This window comes from Chloracidobacterium sp. D (assembly GCF_018304685.1).
Lineage (GTDB): Bacteria > Acidobacteriota > Blastocatellia > Chloracidobacteriales > Chloracidobacteriaceae > Chloracidobacterium > Chloracidobacterium thermophilum.
On record NZ_CP072634.1, the window covers coordinates 2,224,825 to 2,240,232 of the forward strand.

At 61.1% G+C, this 15,408-nt stretch carries 15 protein-coding genes; all 15 read right to left on the bottom strand.

Translation table 11 applies throughout. The annotated features are described in order from the left end of the window. Positions 1-17: 17 nt before the first annotated feature. The 15 genes from J8C01_RS09380 to J8C01_RS09450 all read right to left on the bottom strand — a co-directional run bounded on the left by J8C01_RS09380 (position 18) and on the right by J8C01_RS09450 (position 15,408). Positions 18-611 carry a DUF1990 family protein gene (locus J8C01_RS09380; RefSeq protein WP_211431732.1) on the bottom strand — a complete coding sequence of 198 codons (594 nt, stop codon included), beginning with the start codon at positions 609-611 and terminating at the stop codon, positions 18-20. Positions 612-689: 78 nt separating this feature from the next. Beyond that, positions 690-2,153, bottom strand: coding sequence for an NADP-dependent isocitrate dehydrogenase (locus J8C01_RS09385; protein ID WP_014100386.1), 1,464 nt, complete (start codon positions 2,151-2,153; stop codon positions 690-692). Between the two features lie 151 nt (positions 2,154-2,304). Further along, positions 2,305-4,680, bottom strand: coding sequence for an ATP-dependent Clp protease ATP-binding subunit (locus J8C01_RS09390; RefSeq protein WP_211431733.1), 2,376 nt, complete (start codon positions 4,678-4,680; stop codon positions 2,305-2,307). Positions 4,681-5,181: 501 nt separating this feature from the next. Next, the gene (locus J8C01_RS09395; protein ID WP_148264011.1) at positions 5,182-5,514 is read right to left on the bottom strand and encodes a hypothetical protein; all 333 of its coding nucleotides are present in this window, start codon (positions 5,512-5,514) and stop codon (positions 5,182-5,184) included. 55 nt (positions 5,515-5,569) lie between these two features. Then, positions 5,570-6,217, bottom strand: coding sequence for a hypothetical protein (locus J8C01_RS09400; protein ID WP_211431734.1), 648 nt, complete (start codon positions 6,215-6,217; stop codon positions 5,570-5,572). A 141-nt stretch (positions 6,218-6,358) separates the two neighbouring features. Next, the gene (gene pyrF, locus J8C01_RS09405; RefSeq protein WP_211431735.1) at positions 6,359-7,081 is read right to left on the bottom strand and encodes an orotidine-5'-phosphate decarboxylase; all 723 of its coding nucleotides are present in this window, start codon (positions 7,079-7,081) and stop codon (positions 6,359-6,361) included. 107 nt (positions 7,082-7,188) lie between these two features. Further along, positions 7,189-8,511 (bottom strand): lytic transglycosylase domain-containing protein, encoded by a 1,323-nt coding sequence (locus J8C01_RS09410; protein WP_211431736.1) that lies wholly within the window; start codon positions 8,509-8,511, stop codon positions 7,189-7,191. A gap of 190 nt (positions 8,512-8,701) precedes the next feature. Beyond that, the gene (gene pta, locus J8C01_RS09415) at positions 8,702-9,712 is read right to left on the bottom strand and encodes a phosphate acetyltransferase (protein ID WP_211431737.1); all 1,011 of its coding nucleotides are present in this window, start codon (positions 9,710-9,712) and stop codon (positions 8,702-8,704) included. A 30-nt stretch (positions 9,713-9,742) separates the two neighbouring features. Beyond that, the gene (ftcD, locus tag J8C01_RS09420) at positions 9,743-10,627 is read right to left on the bottom strand and encodes a glutamate formimidoyltransferase (protein WP_211431738.1); all 885 of its coding nucleotides are present in this window, start codon (positions 10,625-10,627) and stop codon (positions 9,743-9,745) included. A gap of 6 nt (positions 10,628-10,633) precedes the next feature. Continuing rightward, positions 10,634-11,128, bottom strand: a complete 495-nt coding sequence (gene dps / locus J8C01_RS09425) for a DNA starvation/stationary phase protection protein Dps (RefSeq protein ID WP_014100394.1) — start codon at positions 11,126-11,128, stop codon at positions 10,634-10,636. A gap of 97 nt (positions 11,129-11,225) precedes the next feature. After that, on the bottom strand, positions 11,226-11,741 hold the full coding sequence (locus J8C01_RS09430; RefSeq protein ID WP_211431739.1) for an NADPH-dependent FMN reductase: 516 nt from the start codon (positions 11,739-11,741) through the stop codon (positions 11,226-11,228). Between the two features lie 110 nt (positions 11,742-11,851). Continuing rightward, complete coding sequence (locus J8C01_RS09435) at positions 11,852-12,328, bottom strand: rubrerythrin family protein (RefSeq protein WP_014100396.1); 477 nt, start codon at positions 12,326-12,328, stop codon at positions 11,852-11,854. A 66-nt stretch (positions 12,329-12,394) separates the two neighbouring features. Beyond that, the gene (locus J8C01_RS09440; RefSeq protein ID WP_014100397.1) at positions 12,395-12,835 is read right to left on the bottom strand and encodes a Fur family transcriptional regulator; all 441 of its coding nucleotides are present in this window, start codon (positions 12,833-12,835) and stop codon (positions 12,395-12,397) included. A gap of 47 nt (positions 12,836-12,882) precedes the next feature. Beyond that, a complete protein-coding gene (locus J8C01_RS09445) occupies positions 12,883-14,874 on the bottom strand; it encodes a serine/threonine-protein kinase (protein WP_211431740.1) in 1,992 nt (663 codons plus the stop codon). 159 nt (positions 14,875-15,033) lie between these two features. Beyond that, the gene (locus tag J8C01_RS09450; protein ID WP_211431741.1) at positions 15,034-15,408 is read right to left on the bottom strand and encodes a DUF2752 domain-containing protein; all 375 of its coding nucleotides are present in this window, start codon (positions 15,406-15,408) and stop codon (positions 15,034-15,036) included.

The window sequence follows — 15,408 nt, forward strand, 5'->3', positions numbered from 1 at the left end:
GCCCACAAACGCCTCCGTCACTTTTCCGGTGTGCCTTCCCCGGCTGCCACAGCCCGGCGCATGGCGCGGCCGGAATCGGCAGCGAAGCGCCATTGGAACAGCCGTGCCACCGGATACGCCAGTTGGGTGAGCGGATGCGCCGGACGTGAAAAAGCCAGAATGTCATACGCCACGGCGTCTGTGGAAGCCTCCCACTCGATGAGAAACCGCTCTTCCCCGGACTCGACATGCGCCGGCAGCGTTCCGTAGCCAAATCCAAACCGGCGTTCCTCGGCAATGACATAGACAATCCGGCAGGCATTGAGCGACCAGAACCCGAAGTGCCACGGCACAATCGCCATCACCTGCCCGACTTCAATCGGTGTATCGCAGGGGTGACAGGTGAGCCAACCCAGGTTGAACATCTCCCACCGGCGCAGGGCGGCGCAGGCCCGCCGGAAGACGGCTTCACCAGAGCCAAGCACAACGCGCGTATGGTCAACCGTGTAGCCGTCCGGCAGGGCGGACGCCAGGCGTGTGGCCCCTTCGGCCGTGTAGGTCAGAGGCTGCCGGGCCTGGCTTTCCAGAAAGGTTTTCAACTGCTCTGCTGTCGGCGGCGTGAAAAGAAACATCACCAGCCTTCAAACAAAAAGCACCGGCGTGAAACCACGCCGGTGTGCAGGTGTTGTCAACATGCCCGGACTGTACGGCTAATCTTCACCCTGCGCCTTGGTATAACCGGCTTCACCGTCAAACTCCGGCAGCTTCTCGATGTGCATCCAGCGATACTGGCTGCCGATGCGCTGCACCAGATCGAGAATCTGGGCGTCGGTCAGGTCGCTGGCGGCATCCCGTGCTATGAAGCGGCAGCGGTAATGGTCAACGCAATCCGTCATCGCTCCCACCGAGGGATAGACCTTTGTTCCACGGTTGGAAATCATCTTGAGCTTGAGGGCGCTGCCTTCGGCAAGGGCTTCAAGTGCCGGCCCGAGTTGTTCCGGCAACTGGCCCGTCTCCACGAAAATGTCCGCGCCAACCGTCCGCCGCACTTCAGCCTTGACCATATCCGGGGCCTTCGGGAAATCAGGCAGCACCATCGGCTTGTATTCACGCACCCGCCAGTTTTCCGACTGCCTGCCCAGATTGCCGATAATGGCGTCCGTAAAGGCCCGCGTGCCGACGGCTTTGGCATCGCCCACAACATCCCGGGTCAGAATGCCCTGTTCAAGGGTGACGAGCAGGGCGTTTTCGATCTTGGCCGCTGCCTCGAACTCGCCCAGATGCCGCAGCATCATCACCCCGGACATCAGCACCGCCGTCGGATTGATGACATCCTTCCCGGCATACTTGGGCGCTGAACCATGGACGGCCTCAAAGATAGCGACTTCACTTCCGATGTTGGCGGAGGGCGCAAAGCCCAACCCACCAATTAAACCGGAAGTCAGGTCACTGATGATGTCGCCGTTCATGTTCGTGGTGACGATGACATCGAACTGCTCCGGGCGCTTCACAAGCTGGTGAGCGCAGTTGTCAATGATGATGTGGTTGGCCTCGATGTCGGGATACTCCGGCGCAATGGCCTCGAAGGTACGTTTGAGCATCCCTTCGGTCTGCTTCATAATGTTGGATTTCGTCGCACAGTGGACTTTCGTGCGTCCCTCGGAGCGGGCAAACTCGAAGGCCAGACGTACGATTTTCTCGCATCCCTTGCGGGAAATGAGCTTCAGACACTGGGCGACGCCGGGCGTCTGCATGTGTTCAATCCCGGCATACAGGTCTTCCACGTTTTCACGCACGACCACCAAATCCAGCCGCCGCCCGGTGAAGGGGGTCGGCACGCCGGGCATCTCGCGTACCGGACGGATGTTGCCGTAGGTCTCAAACAGCTTGCGCAGCGTCACGTTGGCGCTCTTTTCACCGAAGCCAACCGGTGTTTCGAGCGGCCCTTTCAGAACGACGCGCGTTTTGGTGATGGATTCAATGGTTTCGGGCAAAACGCCGGAGGGCACGCCCTGCCGAAAGACACTTGCCCCGGCCGCCCGCTCCTCCCAGGCCACAGCCGCGCCGGACGCCTCAATGATACGCCGGGTTGCCTCAACACATTCCGGCCCAATCCCGTCACCAGGGATCAGCGTGACGAGCTTCTTCCCATCCGCAGTGATGTGAAACGCCATGTAACGATGTCCTCGAAGAAAAGTGTGCGAAAGCGCACATAATATCAGGCAGTCTAGTTCCCGGATGCCGTCCGGTCAAGAAACAGCAACGGCGTCGCGCCACGTGGACGCAACGCCGTCAGAAGCAAGGTCCGGAACTGGAAACGGGGAACTAGGAAGTTGCCAGGGCTTCAGTTGGTTCCGGCGTCAGGGCGCGGAACTGAATCTGACCGTTTTCGATGAACACCTCGATGTGCGTGGCATCCTTGAAGTCGCCACGGATGACGGCGTCCGACAGCGGGTCCTCAATGAACCGCTGGATGGCACGCCGGAGAGGACGCGCGCCATACTGGCGCTCATGCGCTGTCTGCTGCACGATCCAGGCCAGCACTTCCGGCGTGGCCGACAGGGACAGCCCCCGGAAACTCAACGTCTCGTTGAGATGGGCCAGCAACAGGGCCACAATGGCTTCCAGATCGGCTTCGACAAGCGGCTCAAAGATGATGATGTCGTCCAGCCGGTTGATGAACTCCGGGCTGAAGGTCTGCCGGACGGCATTCATCACGGCGGCTTCATCGTCCGGGACACTGCCGGGATGAAAACCGAGCCGTCCCCGTTTCTGGATGTGGCGGGCGCCGATGTTTGAGGTCAGAATGATGATGCAGTTCTTGAAGTTGACCGTCGTGCCCAGGCTGTCCGTGAGTTGTCCGTCTTCCAGAACCTGCAACAGGAGATTGAACAGGTCGGGATGGGCTTTTTCGATTTCGTCAAACAGCAGCACGGAGTAGGGATGCCGCCGGACCTGCTCGGTCAACTGCCCGCCTTCCTCGTGGCCCACATAGCCAGGCGGTGAGCCGATGAGTTTGGCGACCGAGTGTTTTTCCATGTATTCCGACATGTCGAACCGGATGAGTGCCCGCTCACTGCCAAAGAGCAGTTCGGCCAGGGTGCGGGCCGATTCGGTTTTCCCAACCCCGGTCGGACCGAGGAAGAGAAAGCTTCCGACAGGCCGTTTCGGGCTGCGGACACCGGCGCGGGAACGGCGGATGGCCCGGGCCAGCGCCGAAATCGCACGGTCCTGGCTGATGACCCGCCGGTGGAGTTCATCTTCCAGACGCAACAGCTTCTGGACTTCATCTTCCTTGAGCGCCGACACGGGAATACCCGTCCAGCGGGAAATGACTTCCTCAATGTCGGCGCGTGTCACCACGGGAGTGGACAGCGGCGGGGGCAGGGTCTCCAGGGACGGTGGCACTTCGCTGCCAAAGCTGGTGAAGTAACTCGTGCGGCGGGGCGCTGGCGTTGTCACTGGCGCTGGGGCACTCTGCTGCGCTGCCCGCAGTTTGACCTGGGTGCCGGCCTCATCAATCACGTCAATGGCTTTGTCGGGCAAAAAGCGATCCACAATGTAGCGGTTTGACTGGTGAACCGCGGCAGACAGGGCTTCAGCGGTGTAGATCACACCGTGGAAGTCTTCATACTTTTCCTTCAACCCCATGAGGATCGACAGGGCCTCTTCCTCAGTGGGCGGCACGACCGGAACCGACTGGAAGCGGCGTTCGAGTGAACGGTCTTTTTCAATGCTCCGGCGGAAATCGGCCGGTGTCGTCGCGCCAATGCACTGAATTTCCCCGCGCGAGAGCGCTGGCTTCATGATGTTGGCCGCGTCGAGGGAGCCTTCGGCCGAACCGGCACCGACAAGCGTATGGATTTCGTCTATGAAGACAATGATGTTCCTGGACTCAGCCAGTTCCCGCATGATGTTTTTGAGGCGTTCTTCAAACTGCCCGCGGTACTTCGTTCCGGCCACAACCAGACTCAGGTCAAGGGCGACGATGCGCTTGTCGGCCAGAAAACGCGGAACATCCCCGTTGACGATCCGTTCGGCCAGCCCTTCGACAATAGCGGTCTTGCCAACGCCCGGTTCCCCAATGAGCAACGGGTTATTCTTGTTGCGCCGACAGAGAATCTGAATCACCCGTTCGATTTCGCTCTGCCGTCCGATGAGGGGGTCAAGCATCCGCCGCGCTGCCAGGTCAGTCAAATCACGGCTGTATTCAGCAATCCCGGAAGATTCCTTCTTATTGCCGCTGGTGGGCGTCGTCGCAGGTGCAGGGGAGAGGGTTCGCAGGATTTCTTCCCGGATGGCCTGCGGCCGCAAGCCATGCTCGTACAGGATACGCGCCGCCAGGGTGTTTTCTTCACGCAGCAGCGCCAGCAACAGGTGCTCGGTGCCAATGGCACGCAGGTTCATCCGCTCGGCCTCTTCCGCCGCATGGACAAGAATCCGCTTGGCTTCCGGCGACAGGGGCAAATCCATGGCGACCGTCGTCCGTTCCCGCCGCACCGTGCGCGCTTCGATGTCACGGCGCACTCCGTCCAGCGTCAGGTGCGCTTTGAGAAAGAAGCGGTTAGCCAGCGCCTTGTCTTCGCGCAGCAAGCCCAGCAACAGGTGCTCGGCATCAATGGCCGGCGCGCCAAACTGCCCGGCTTCATACCGGGCAAAGAAGACAACCCGTCGGGCCTTTTCGGTATATCGCTCGAACATACAGTGAGTTCCTAGCCGTAAGGTCAGTGTGAAGCTGGCTATCGGATGAGGACGTAACCGGATAGCCAGGGAGGTCCCGCTCATGCCTCCTGATTATGCGCCGACGCACAGGGGTTGTTCGTACCGAAAACGACACTGGTGTATTTTCCATGCTCCTGCCTTGGCGAAAAAGGCAGGAAGGCAGCACGTCCCAGCTTCAAAGCGCCAGCGGGCAACCTGTTTCAGGCAGCGTCTCTTTTCAGGCAGCGTCCCTGGGGGAAAGAACCTGCCGGTCAGAAACAGAAGGCCGGATACTGTCCGGGAAATCAAGCGTGTTTTGGGAGGGGAAAAAGCAGCCGTGCCGCCAGGAAACACGCCAGGCAGCAGGATGAGCCGCAGATGGCAGGATGCCTGACCGGGCGCTCCTGCCATTTTTGCTCCGGCTGTCAGGGCTGGGCTGGAGGAACCACACCGTTTCGAGTCAGGCTCCCCAACAGGACGGGAGATGATTCAGGGCGGGTTTCACTCTTTGGCTTCACCCTTTTGCTCACGTCCGAGATTGCTGCTCAATTGACGTGCCAGATTTTCCCGTAAATCTTCCGCCGCACGCGCCAGAAGTTTCCCGGCAACAGCACTGGCCGAGGTCGCCTGGCCGAGCATGACATAAGTTTCAAGGACGGCCATTGTCTGACGACTGACCGGTACCGTGATACTTTGCGCTACCCTGCCACGACGCTTCTTGGCTTCGCCCTGTGCTGAGTTTTGCTTTGTGTTTGCCATAGCTTTTACGTTTCCCCTTTTTTCGAGCTGTTTCGGAAATGCTTTCAAGTACCAGAAGTGACTTGAAAGTGTCATCCCGTTTATAGACGAAATAACTCAAAAAAGGGAAATACTTTTCTCTGAATTGCCCCTAACCAGCCGCCGACAACGTTGTTTCCGGGGTAAATGAGGATGATTTTGCAGCACATCGCGCCGAATCAATCGCAGCGCCGAGCTTTTCGGTTACGTTTCGTTTCCCCTGGAGCAATACCGTTTGGACGGTACCATCCTGATTGCGTATGAGCATGCCAAGGTAATACCGCTTTTTCTGAACGAGATAGGCCAACGGGCCCAGAATCGCCGCCCGAATGCCTGTCAATTGCCGTTCGGAGTAGCTTTGTACCGCTTCCAGATCGGTGTAGCGCACAGCCAATTCCGACTGCCAGCCCTGGTGATGCAGGCTGACCAGAACAAATCCATGTTCGTGCAATTGGATGGCACTGTAGGCCCGTTCAGATTCGTCCGTATCCGCGATGTTCAAGCGATCCAGAACTACCGGTCGTTCCATGACCGCGCCAAGCTGGTGAGTTTGCGCCAGACGTTCCAACCGCTCCATATCGCGGGCTTCAATCCGGGTCGCCTGACGGACCAAATCCCGAAAGACAAACACCCAGATGGCATACATCGTGCCGATGGCAACAACCGTAAAGGTGATGCGCATGGGCAAAGGCAACTGATTGAAACCTGGTGCGTCCTGAAGGAACACAATCCAACCAAACATCATGGGCAGCAGTGGCATGGCAGGAACCTCGGATGAAAAGCAGTCAGGCAACCTGCTTCCAACATAGTCAATTGTCTTCCAGGGTGTGAGAAGAAAAGCGGCCCGAATGAAAAAAGCCGGCCATTCCGGCCCGCTGCTCCACCGTTACCGGGCAGTATTTCAGAGTGCAGCCAGGTCTTCTACGATGCGCTGCGCAGCGGCGGCCGGGTTAGCAGCCGCCGTGATCGGACGCCCCACCACAAGGTAGGTAGCCCCGGCCGCCAACGCCGCGCGCGGCGTCAACACCCGCCGCTGGTCGTCCGGGATGGCATCCGGCAGACGGATGCCCGGCGTCACAATGGCGAAATCCTTGGGCACGAGACGCCGCACTGCCGCGACTTCCTGGGGCGAACACACCACGCCCCCCAGCCCGCAGTCCACGGCCAGACGCGCCAGACGGAGAACAACCTCCTCCGGTGTTCCAGCCAGCCCAATCTCATCAAGTGTCGCCTGATCGGCGCTCGTCAGCAGGGTCACGCCCAGAATGGTCGGCCGCTGGCGGCCCGGCGGTAGCGCAGCCAGTGGCTCGACAGCAGCTTGCAGCATCGCCCGTCCGCCCAGCGTGTGGACGGTGCACAGGTGTACGCCGAGCTGCATCACCGCCGCCACCGCGCCGGCCACCGTGTGGGGAATGTCATGAAACTTCAGGTCCAGAAAGACACGTGCGCCGGTCGCCAGCGCCGCTGCCACGACCGGTGGACCGGCCGCCGTAAACAGCGTCTTGCCAATCTTGAAGCCTCCGACATAGGGGGCGACCTCCTGCATGAGCTGCTCGGCCGCAGCGCGGTCGGACGTGTCCAGTGCAACTAGCAGCCGCTCAGCAGGCGAGGACGGATGATGCATAGGCGCGGCCAAGCCAATCTGCCGTCCGTGGCAGCCACAATGCCACGGACGGCAGGCGGGAAGTCATCCAGACGGCGTGCCCGGTCAGGGTCAACCGTGGAACGCCATCAGTAACGGGTCCGGTACCGGCGTCCCGTCGTACGTGCATTGCGCGTGATATAACGCGGGGCGGCTGCCGGCCGGCTTTCCGCCAGGGTAGGTGCCGCTGCCGCGCCCAAGCGGTCCTGGGGCGTCAGCGCCGCATAGGCCACGGCAAAACGCTCACGGGTGCCCACTGGAAGCTTGAGGTTGAAACCCGCTGGTGCCAGCGCCCGGTGCAGTTCGGGGTTGAGGGATGTCAACTCGCTGACTGGGACTTGGAGCAGGTCGGCCGCCACAACCAGCGAGGTTGGCGTATCGAGCTGAAAGGTGTCGTACCGCATTGGCGGCTCCGGCGTTACATCAAAGCCGTATTGCTTGTGATTTTTGGCAATGGCAATAACGGCCAGAATCGCCGGAACATAGTTCTGTGTTTCACGCGGCAGAAGTCCGCGCTGGTGCAGTTCCCAGAAGTCGGCATAGCCACACCGCTCGATGGCGCGCTCGACATTGTGCTCACCGCAGTTATAGGCCGCCATAGCCAGCAGCCAGTCACCGGCAAAGTAGTCGTACAAAAATTTCAGATAGCGGGCGGCCGCGCGGGTGGAAGCTTCCGGCGCCACGCGCTCATCCATGTAGGCATCTTGCCGCAGCCCAAAGCGTGCGCCAGTTCCCGGAATGAACTGCCAGATACCCCGCGCCTTGGCAAAGGACAATGCCCGTGGTTGCCACACCGACTCGACCTGAGCCAGCCAGATGAGGTCTTTCGGAACACCTTCTTCGGCAAAGATGCGCTCGGCCATCTCGCGGTAGCGCCCGGAGCGGATCAACCCACGCTCCATCGTGATGCGCCCCCGCCCAGTCGTGTAGAAGTTCATGAACTGATACACCTGCGCCGTCACCGTGAACTTGAAGTCGAAGTTCGACATATCCAGCTCACCCATCGGACGGGCGCTGATGCGGCTGATGTCCAGGGCCGCCAGTTCGTCGCGGTAAGTCCCCTGACCGGCTGCCAGCGCCGCCTGTCGCAAACCGGTGTGCAGCAGTTCAATGCGTCCCTGGAGTTCAAAAGCGTAAGCCTGCACATCCTGTCCGGCGCGCAACTCGGCTGGAGCCTGTTCAAGAACGGCCCTGGCCTGCGCAAAACACTGCCTGGCATCTTCAAACTGACCGTTGCGGAAGGCTTCTTCACCGCGTTTGAAATGACGCTCCGCAGCCGCAATGAGGGCGCGCCCCGACGTTGTTGGAGTGGACACCAGAGGCGCTGGCGACTGCGCAACCGCGACGACCGTTCCGCATAGCGTCAACGCACAGAATGCGGATACGCGCCAAAGACCAAGGCATGACGTCATGGCATCTCCTGAAAAGTCCCAACTTGAATGGTGGTGAGCCTCCGAACGCATCAACCTGCGAGAACAGATCAGGGCGGAGTACGCAAAACGCTCGAAAAGCTCAGCCGGAAGTGCCAGCCTTCTATCATCAGGGTGAAGGCAATGTCAAACCCTGTCTCATATTTTTGGGGTCAATCGCCGCCTGCAAAGGCTATTCGGCAGCCGGGGTCTGCGCCGCCTGGAGTGCCGTCAGGGCAATGGCGTCCACGATGTCGCTGGCATCACAGCCACGGGAAAGGTCGTTGGCTGGCTTGGCCAATCCCTGCAAAATCGGCCCGATGGCTGTCGCCCGGCCCAGGCGTTCGACCAGCTTGTAGGCAATGTTGGCCGCTTCCAGACTGGGAAAAATCAGCACGTTGGCGTAACCGGCCACCGGGCTGCCAGGCGCTTTGCGCGCCCCGACGACGGGCACGATAGCGGCATCGGCCTGCATTTCACCATCCACGAGCAGTTCGGGACGCCGCGCCGCCACCAGCCGCACGGCTGCTGCCACCTTGTCCACGAGCGGATGCTCGGCACTGCGCCGCGTGGAAAACGACAGCATGGCAATCTTTGGCTCGACACCCAGAAAGGTACGGCAGTTTTCCGCTGCGGCCAGCGCAATGTCGGCGAGTTCAGCCGCGGATGGTTCGATGACAATCGCGCAGTCCGCAAACAGAAAGTTTCCGTCAGCACCAAAGGACGGGTCCTGTACCGTGACGAGCATGAAGCTGGAAACGATGTTGAAGCCCGGCGCCAGGCCGATGACCTGAAGGGCCGCCCGCACGGTTTTGGCCGTCGAATGCGTAGCCCCAGCCACGGAACCGTCGGCGCGTCCCGTCTGCACCATCATGTTCCCGAAGTAGAGCGGATCACACATTACTTCGCGGGCCTGCTCCAGAGACAACCCCTTGGCTTTGCGGCGCTCATAAAAAGCCTGGGCGAAGGCTTCGCGCTCCGGGGCGGTGGTGGGTTCCACGATGGGAAAGCGGTCCGGGTCAATCCCCAGCGCCTGCGCCTGCTCACGAATACGCGCGGCATCCCCCAGCAATGTCACCCGTGCCATTCCCTGTTCCTGGCACATCACGGCCGCGCGCAGTGTGCGCGGGTCCTCCCCTTCCGGCAGAACAATATGCCTGGACAACTGCGCGGCCCGCTGACGCAGGCGTTCAAGTAGTGTCATAGCGGTGCTCCTTGCGGATAAGGCGTCCGTTCATTCGAGCCGTAAGCGACGACTGAGGATTTTTTCGTCGGGAAACAGGCTCGCTTGTGTAGCCGCATCAAATCCGATGGTGGAATCCGGCGTCGGTACGAGACCAACCAATTCCGGCCGCCCAACCCGCACCCCATAGCGTTTCGCCGCCGCCGCCACGGCATAAAAAACGTCCGCCGGGCGCGTCCGGCGCACATCGGTCAGGTTGCAGGAAACCTGTACCGTACCACGGGAAGCCAGGCGCAACCCCAGCGCCTTGACCCCTGGCAGGCCGCCCTGCGCTGCCCGCAGTTCCCGCGCGATGGAGCGGGCAATGTCCGGCGCGTCCGTTTCCAGTTCGACGTTGAAGGCAATCAGGTAATCGCGCGCCCCAATGGCCACGGCTCCGGCCGTGGGATGCGGCCGGGGCGGGCCGTAGTCCGGCGTCGGAAATGTCGGTGCCGTCCGCACCGCCCGCCGAAGTGCGGCCAAATCACGGTACACCGCCTGGTGCGCCGCCTCGCCATAGCAGAAGACCGGAAGCCCATGGCGGACGGACACCTGCTGGCTGACCTGATGGGCCAGGGCCACGCAATCGGTCATGGTCACGCCGCGTACCGGAATGAACGGCACGACATCCACGACGCCAATGCGCGGGTGAACGCCCTGATGTCTGGAGAGATCAAGGCATTCCACCGCCCGGGCCAGGCCGGCTATGGCGGCGGCGCGCACGGCTTCGGGTGAACCGGCAAAGGTGATGACCGACCGGTGGTGATCGGGATCAAGATGCTGGTCAAGGATCGGTTGCCCCAGGGCGTGCTCTATTGCCGCCACAATGGACGCCACGACCTCCGGCCGCCGACCTTCACTGAAGTTAGGGACGCACTCGACCAGCGGTGCACCCATAGCTCGTCAGCGCGCTGCCTGCAGGTGGGCTTCAAGAAACCACAGCCGCTTGTCCATCGCGCGCGAAATGCCGGTGTAGAGATCGGCCGTATCAGCATCGCCCAGTTCATCGGTTTCGGCAATGGCTGCCCGAACATGATGGGCAAATGGGGCATACCGCTCGGCCAGTGCCTTGACGTGATCCAGCCCGTCCTGAATGTCAGTGGGATATTCCGCCAGAATCGACTGCGCCGCCGCGATCCGCGCCGTTCCCAGCGCTGTACCACCCAACGCCGTCACGCGCTCGGCAAGGTCATCCACGAAGCCGTCCAGCTCGGTCGCCATCTCGTCAAACATCTCGTGCAGGGCAATGAACTGCGGCCCTTTGACATTCCAGTGGGCCTGTTTGACCTGGGTTTTGAGGTCGAGTGCCGTGGCCAACGATTGATTGAGAAGCCGAATGACCGCAACCCGAATTTCTTCGGGCAGGTCAAGGCGTGTTGCGTGCAGTTGCTCACCCATAACGCTATCCTCCTGTGGAAAAAACTGTGAAAATGTGGAAACCAGTAACCAAGCCCCGGCACCCTCTGGAAAGGCCTTGCCTTTACACGTAGCGCAGTTACACGTAGCGCAGTCGCATGGAAGTTTCCGCCAACTCATCAACGCGGGCGGCGATTTCCGGTGAGATGAGTTGCCCGTCCTGGAAGTCGGCTTTCGTAGCATAGACGAAGCGCGGGACAATCAAGGCCCGAAAATCCAGCATCAGGCTGTTGGCCAGTCCAAGCACTGACATATAGCTCCGCTGTCCGCCAGCGGCGCAGAGAAAGGCTACGATCCTGCCTGCCCAGGCCGGGCCGGTAAGTTCGACAAGGTTCTTGGCCGCCGCATTCACATCGTAGTTGTAAATAGGGACGGCCAGCGTCACCACCCGCGCCTCGGCAATGAGTGCCGACAGGGCCGCCACGCCGGGGTCATCGTAGGCTGGCCCGCCATCGCAGAGCGGCAGGGGATAATTGCGCAAGTCCACGAATGCCACCTGTCCACCACGTTGGGCATAAGCCTCCGTCACGTGGCGGGCCAGAATCCGGCTGTGGCTGTCCGTACGCAGTGACGTGGCCAAGACAAGGTATTCCATAAGAGTGATCCTTAACGTGCCAGAACGCGCGCCCGGCGCATCGGGGCAGGCGACTCCAAAGAGGCCAGCCAGTGCCCGGGCGCGCATCACATGGCCCGGAAGATGAACGTTCAGCGCGCCGTCACTTTTTCCAGCGCCTCGGCATAACGCTTGGCGTGGGCTGCTTCAACTCGTCCAAAGGCTTTGAACTGTTTGGCAGCCCGCTGAAGCATAGCCTTGAACCGCTCGGCATGCTCACGGGATTCAGCCCCCTGCTCGATGAATTCCGCCACGGCGGCAGACTCCCCTTCCTGCCGCGCTTCTTCGGCAAAGGTCGGGTACATCTGCTCGGTTTCGTACATTTCGCCTTCATAGGCGATTTGAAGCAGCTTTTCGACGGTCATTTCGGACTCTGGATACATCAGTTGCAGGTGGGCAAAGGCGTGCCCGGTTTCTTCGTCAGCCGTACGCTCGAACAACTGGGCGACTTCCTCGTTGCCCAGCTTGCGGGCAAGCTGGCCGAAGTAGAGGTAGCGGCGGTTGGCCATGGCTTCACCGGCAAAGGCCGCCTGGAGGTTCTGCTGGGTTTTGGTCTGTGGTTGGTTCATGGTGTGGTCTCCTTCATAGACAAGATTCTGATTTAGATTTTGTCTAAATCAGTGGGTAAAAAAATTTCAGGCCCCGGCCGCCTGGCCCGACTGGGCACAGTCCGCACACAGGCCACGCAAGGTCAGGTCGAAGCCCTCGATGACGTGCCGCCCCGGTAACGTGCACTGTGGCCACGGCCCGACCAACTCTGACTCAACATCCTCAACCCGTCCGCACTGACGGCAGACAAAGTGATGATGTGGCTCAAGGTTGGGATCGAAACGCATCACGCCCCCTTCGTGGATTTCCATCAGATGCCCGTTTTCCCGAAGCCAGTTGAGCGTGTTATAGACCGTTGCCCGCGACGCCATGGGAAACCTGGCGTTGACGGCAGCCAGCACCTCTTCGGCCGTCGGATGGTGGGTGCACTGCTGCAAATACTCGACGATGGCCAGGCGCTGCGGCGTCAGCTTGAGGCCACGGGTGCGAATCAGGGCAATTACTTCTTGGGCCGTGAGTCGTTTCATAACACTGGCTAGACTAAGTCCAAAAAAGGAATTTGTCAATACCCTTTTCACCGGCCCAGCGACCCGCCAGATTGCCGCTCGCTACGGTACCGCTCTATCTCACGTGGCGACACATTCACGACTTCCGCCTGGGACGGAGTGATACCAGCCAGGGTGTCAAGCGTCATCGGAACCGGCTGCGCCTGCCCTTCGGCCTCAAAGCGCAGCGGCAACCACCCAAGCCAGGTGCGCCGGTAGCGGACATAGAGCATGACCCGCTGATTGGGGGGGTCCAGCCGGACACGTACACTTTCCACCTCCAGCTTCCGGGCGGCAAGCCGGGCTGCCGTCTGCTCGCGCAAGGTGGCCAGAGGCTGCTGCCGATCCCGGGCCAGCGCCGCCAGTTCTGCCCCCAGGCGGAAGTTTGCCTGGCGATAGAGAAGATAGGTCGCCAGGGCGTAGGTCAGGACCACCAAACCAGCCAGCAGCATGGTCATTTTCATCCACGGCCAGGCTGCGCCCCGCCGGATGGCCCACACCGGTTGCGACTCAAACGTGGGACTGGAGGAACGCACTGGCTCCGGGGCGGCTTTCAGAGCAACGCCCTTTGACGCACGGGCCAGGGCAGCAGCCGCCGCGGCTGCACTTTCCATAGCGGGGAGTGACGGCTCGGGTGCCCGGTCAACCGTTCCGGCAACCGGCGCAGCCGCTTCGGGCCGGGCTGAAACCGCCTCCGGTGGCGGCGGCACGGAAACTACGGACGGCGGCGATGCCGGGACAGAAAGTGCTGGAGCCGAAAGCTTTTCCGTGGATGAACGCGCCTCAGCCGCCCGAATGGACTCAGAGCTATCGGCAGGTTTCCCGACGTTATGCACCGGCAACGGCATCACTGACGCAGGAGGCAAGTCTTCGGATGGGAGTCTCCCTCCCCGCTGGAGCAGCACTGGCGGCGCAACAGCCGCAGCCTGGCGAAGCTGGGCGCGAAAATCCAGGGCCGGATTCGACGCCGGTTCATCCGTGTGCAGACGTGGCGTGGGAGCAGGCACCAGCGCTGGATCAGACAGCGGGGCCACTTCCGGCGTCGAGGCCGAGGACAGCGCAGCCTCGAACTCAAGAGCAAAGTCGAGCGCCGTCGCATGCCGGGCTGCCGGATTTTTGCTCAAGGCACGCATGACGCAGAGTTCGACGGCTTCCGGTAAATCCGGGCGCAGGTCACGGAGCGGACGCGGCGCGGCAGTCACCTGCTGCATCATAACGGTGGTTGTGACCTTGCCCGGAAAGGGCACATTGCCGGTCAACAGTTCGTAGACCAGTGTCCCCAGGCTGTAGATGTCAGAGCGGGCATCGAGCGGTTTGCCCTCACACTGCTCCGGCGACATGTAGTGGGGCGTGCCCATGACACTGCCGGTTTCGGTCGTGAAATCCGTGCCGACGGTGACGGCATCCATGAGTTTGGCAATCCCGAAGTCGAGCACCCGCGGGATTTCCTCGCCATCCACAACCTCAATCATCACGTTGTCCGGCTTGAGGTCACGGTGAATGATGCCCTTGCGGTGGGCGGCATGGACGGCCGAGCAAATCGGTTTCAACCAGCCGACGAGCTTTTCCGGTGCCACCGTTCCCTGCGCATTGAGAATGCGACGCAGGCTCCTGCCCTCAATGAAATCCATAACGAGGTAGGCCACGCCGTCCGGCGTAAGGCCGAAGTCCGTTACGGAAACAATGTTGAAGTGCTTGAGGCGTCCGGCCATGGCGGCCTCGCGGCGGAAGCGGGCCAGCGCATCGTCATCCGAAACCAAGTCCAGGGACAGCACCTTGACGGCAACCGTACGGTGGATGAGCAGGTGACGCGCCCGATAGACCGTACCGGACCCGCCGCGGCCGATCCGCTGCTCGATGCGGTATTTGCCATCCAGTGTCCGCCCCAGAAAGGGGTCGTTCTGGGAGGCTTCACGCGGGGCAGGGTCCGAAGTCACATCCAATGGCAGGCGCATTGTCAAGCCGGCCAGCAAAGCCGGTGGCACGGCCGACGCGCCGTGGGGAACAGAAGCGTCGCGCATGGCGAATCCTCAGAAGATGGGTCGGGAAGAAGTCAACCTGGCTGAAACGAACGCCACGTCCGGGAAGGCGGTGAAACTTTCTCAGAAAAGGATTCCCAAACCTTGAGGAACCATAGGTTATACGCCCACAACCGCAAGTTCAACCCGGAATCCAGCCCCCTATTGGAGCCACAGTTTGAACAACCAACTGACGAGCACCCCCACCAACACGACCAGCACCGTCAACAGCGGTGGAAACCAGGTCTCCACCCGGTTCACCCAGTTTCCCTTTCCCAGCAGATACAGCAGGGAACGCAGCCACCACCAGCCAAACAGGGCAAACACCACCGGCGAGAGCGGATGAAAACGCAGGGCGCGCTGCCACTCCCCCTTGGCCAGCGCGCAGAAGGCGCGGGTCATACCGCAGGTCGGACAGTCCATTCCGGTGGTGGACTTCAGCGTGCAGAGCACCACCGTCGGCACATCTGGCGGGCGATACCAGAAGCTGACCAGAAAGACAAGCGTCGTAAAGACGAATCCCGACAAATATGCCAT

Bases quoted from the DNA above. Each gene is read 5' to 3' on its own strand.
- pyrF (WP_211431735.1), bottom strand. From the start codon at position 7,081: ATGCATCATCCGTCCTCGCCTGCTGAGCGGCTGCTAGTTGCACTGGAC.
- J8C01_RS09435 (WP_014100396.1), bottom strand. From the start codon at position 12,328: ATGAACCAACCACAGACCAAAACCCAGCAGAACCTCCAGGCGGCCTTT.
- J8C01_RS09390 (WP_211431733.1), bottom strand. From the start codon at position 4,680: ATGTTCGAGCGATATACCGAAAAGGCCCGACGGGTTGTCTTCTTTGCC.
- J8C01_RS09430 (WP_211431739.1), bottom strand. From the start codon at position 11,741: ATGGAATACCTTGTCTTGGCCACGTCACTGCGTACGGACAGCCACAGC.
- J8C01_RS09385 (WP_014100386.1), bottom strand. From the start codon at position 2,153: ATGGCGTTTCACATCACTGCGGATGGGAAGAAGCTCGTCACGCTGATC.
- J8C01_RS09380 (WP_211431732.1), bottom strand. From the start codon at position 611: ATGTTTCTTTTCACGCCGCCGACAGCAGAGCAGTTGAAAACCTTTCTG.
- J8C01_RS09395 (WP_148264011.1), bottom strand. From the start codon at position 5,514: ATGACACTTTCAAGTCACTTCTGGTACTTGAAAGCATTTCCGAAACAG.
- pta (WP_211431737.1), bottom strand. From the start codon at position 9,712: ATGACACTACTTGAACGCCTGCGTCAGCGGGCCGCGCAGTTGTCCAGG.
- J8C01_RS09410 (WP_211431736.1), bottom strand. From the start codon at position 8,511: ATGACGTCATGCCTTGGTCTTTGGCGCGTATCCGCATTCTGTGCGTTG.
- J8C01_RS09440 (WP_014100397.1), bottom strand. From the start codon at position 12,835: ATGAAACGACTCACGGCCCAAGAAGTAATTGCCCTGATTCGCACCCGT.
- J8C01_RS09445 (WP_211431740.1), bottom strand. From the start codon at position 14,874: ATGCGCGACGCTTCTGTTCCCCACGGCGCGTCGGCCGTGCCACCGGCT.
- ftcD (WP_211431738.1), bottom strand. From the start codon at position 10,627: ATGGGTGCACCGCTGGTCGAGTGCGTCCCTAACTTCAGTGAAGGTCGG.
- dps (WP_014100394.1), bottom strand. From the start codon at position 11,128: ATGGGTGAGCAACTGCACGCAACACGCCTTGACCTGCCCGAAGAAATT.
- J8C01_RS09450 (WP_211431741.1), bottom strand. From the start codon at position 15,408: ATGGCATATTTGTCGGGATTCGTCTTTACGACGCTTGTCTTTCTGGTC.
- J8C01_RS09400 (WP_211431734.1), bottom strand. From the start codon at position 6,217: ATGCCACTGCTGCCCATGATGTTTGGTTGGATTGTGTTCCTTCAGGAC.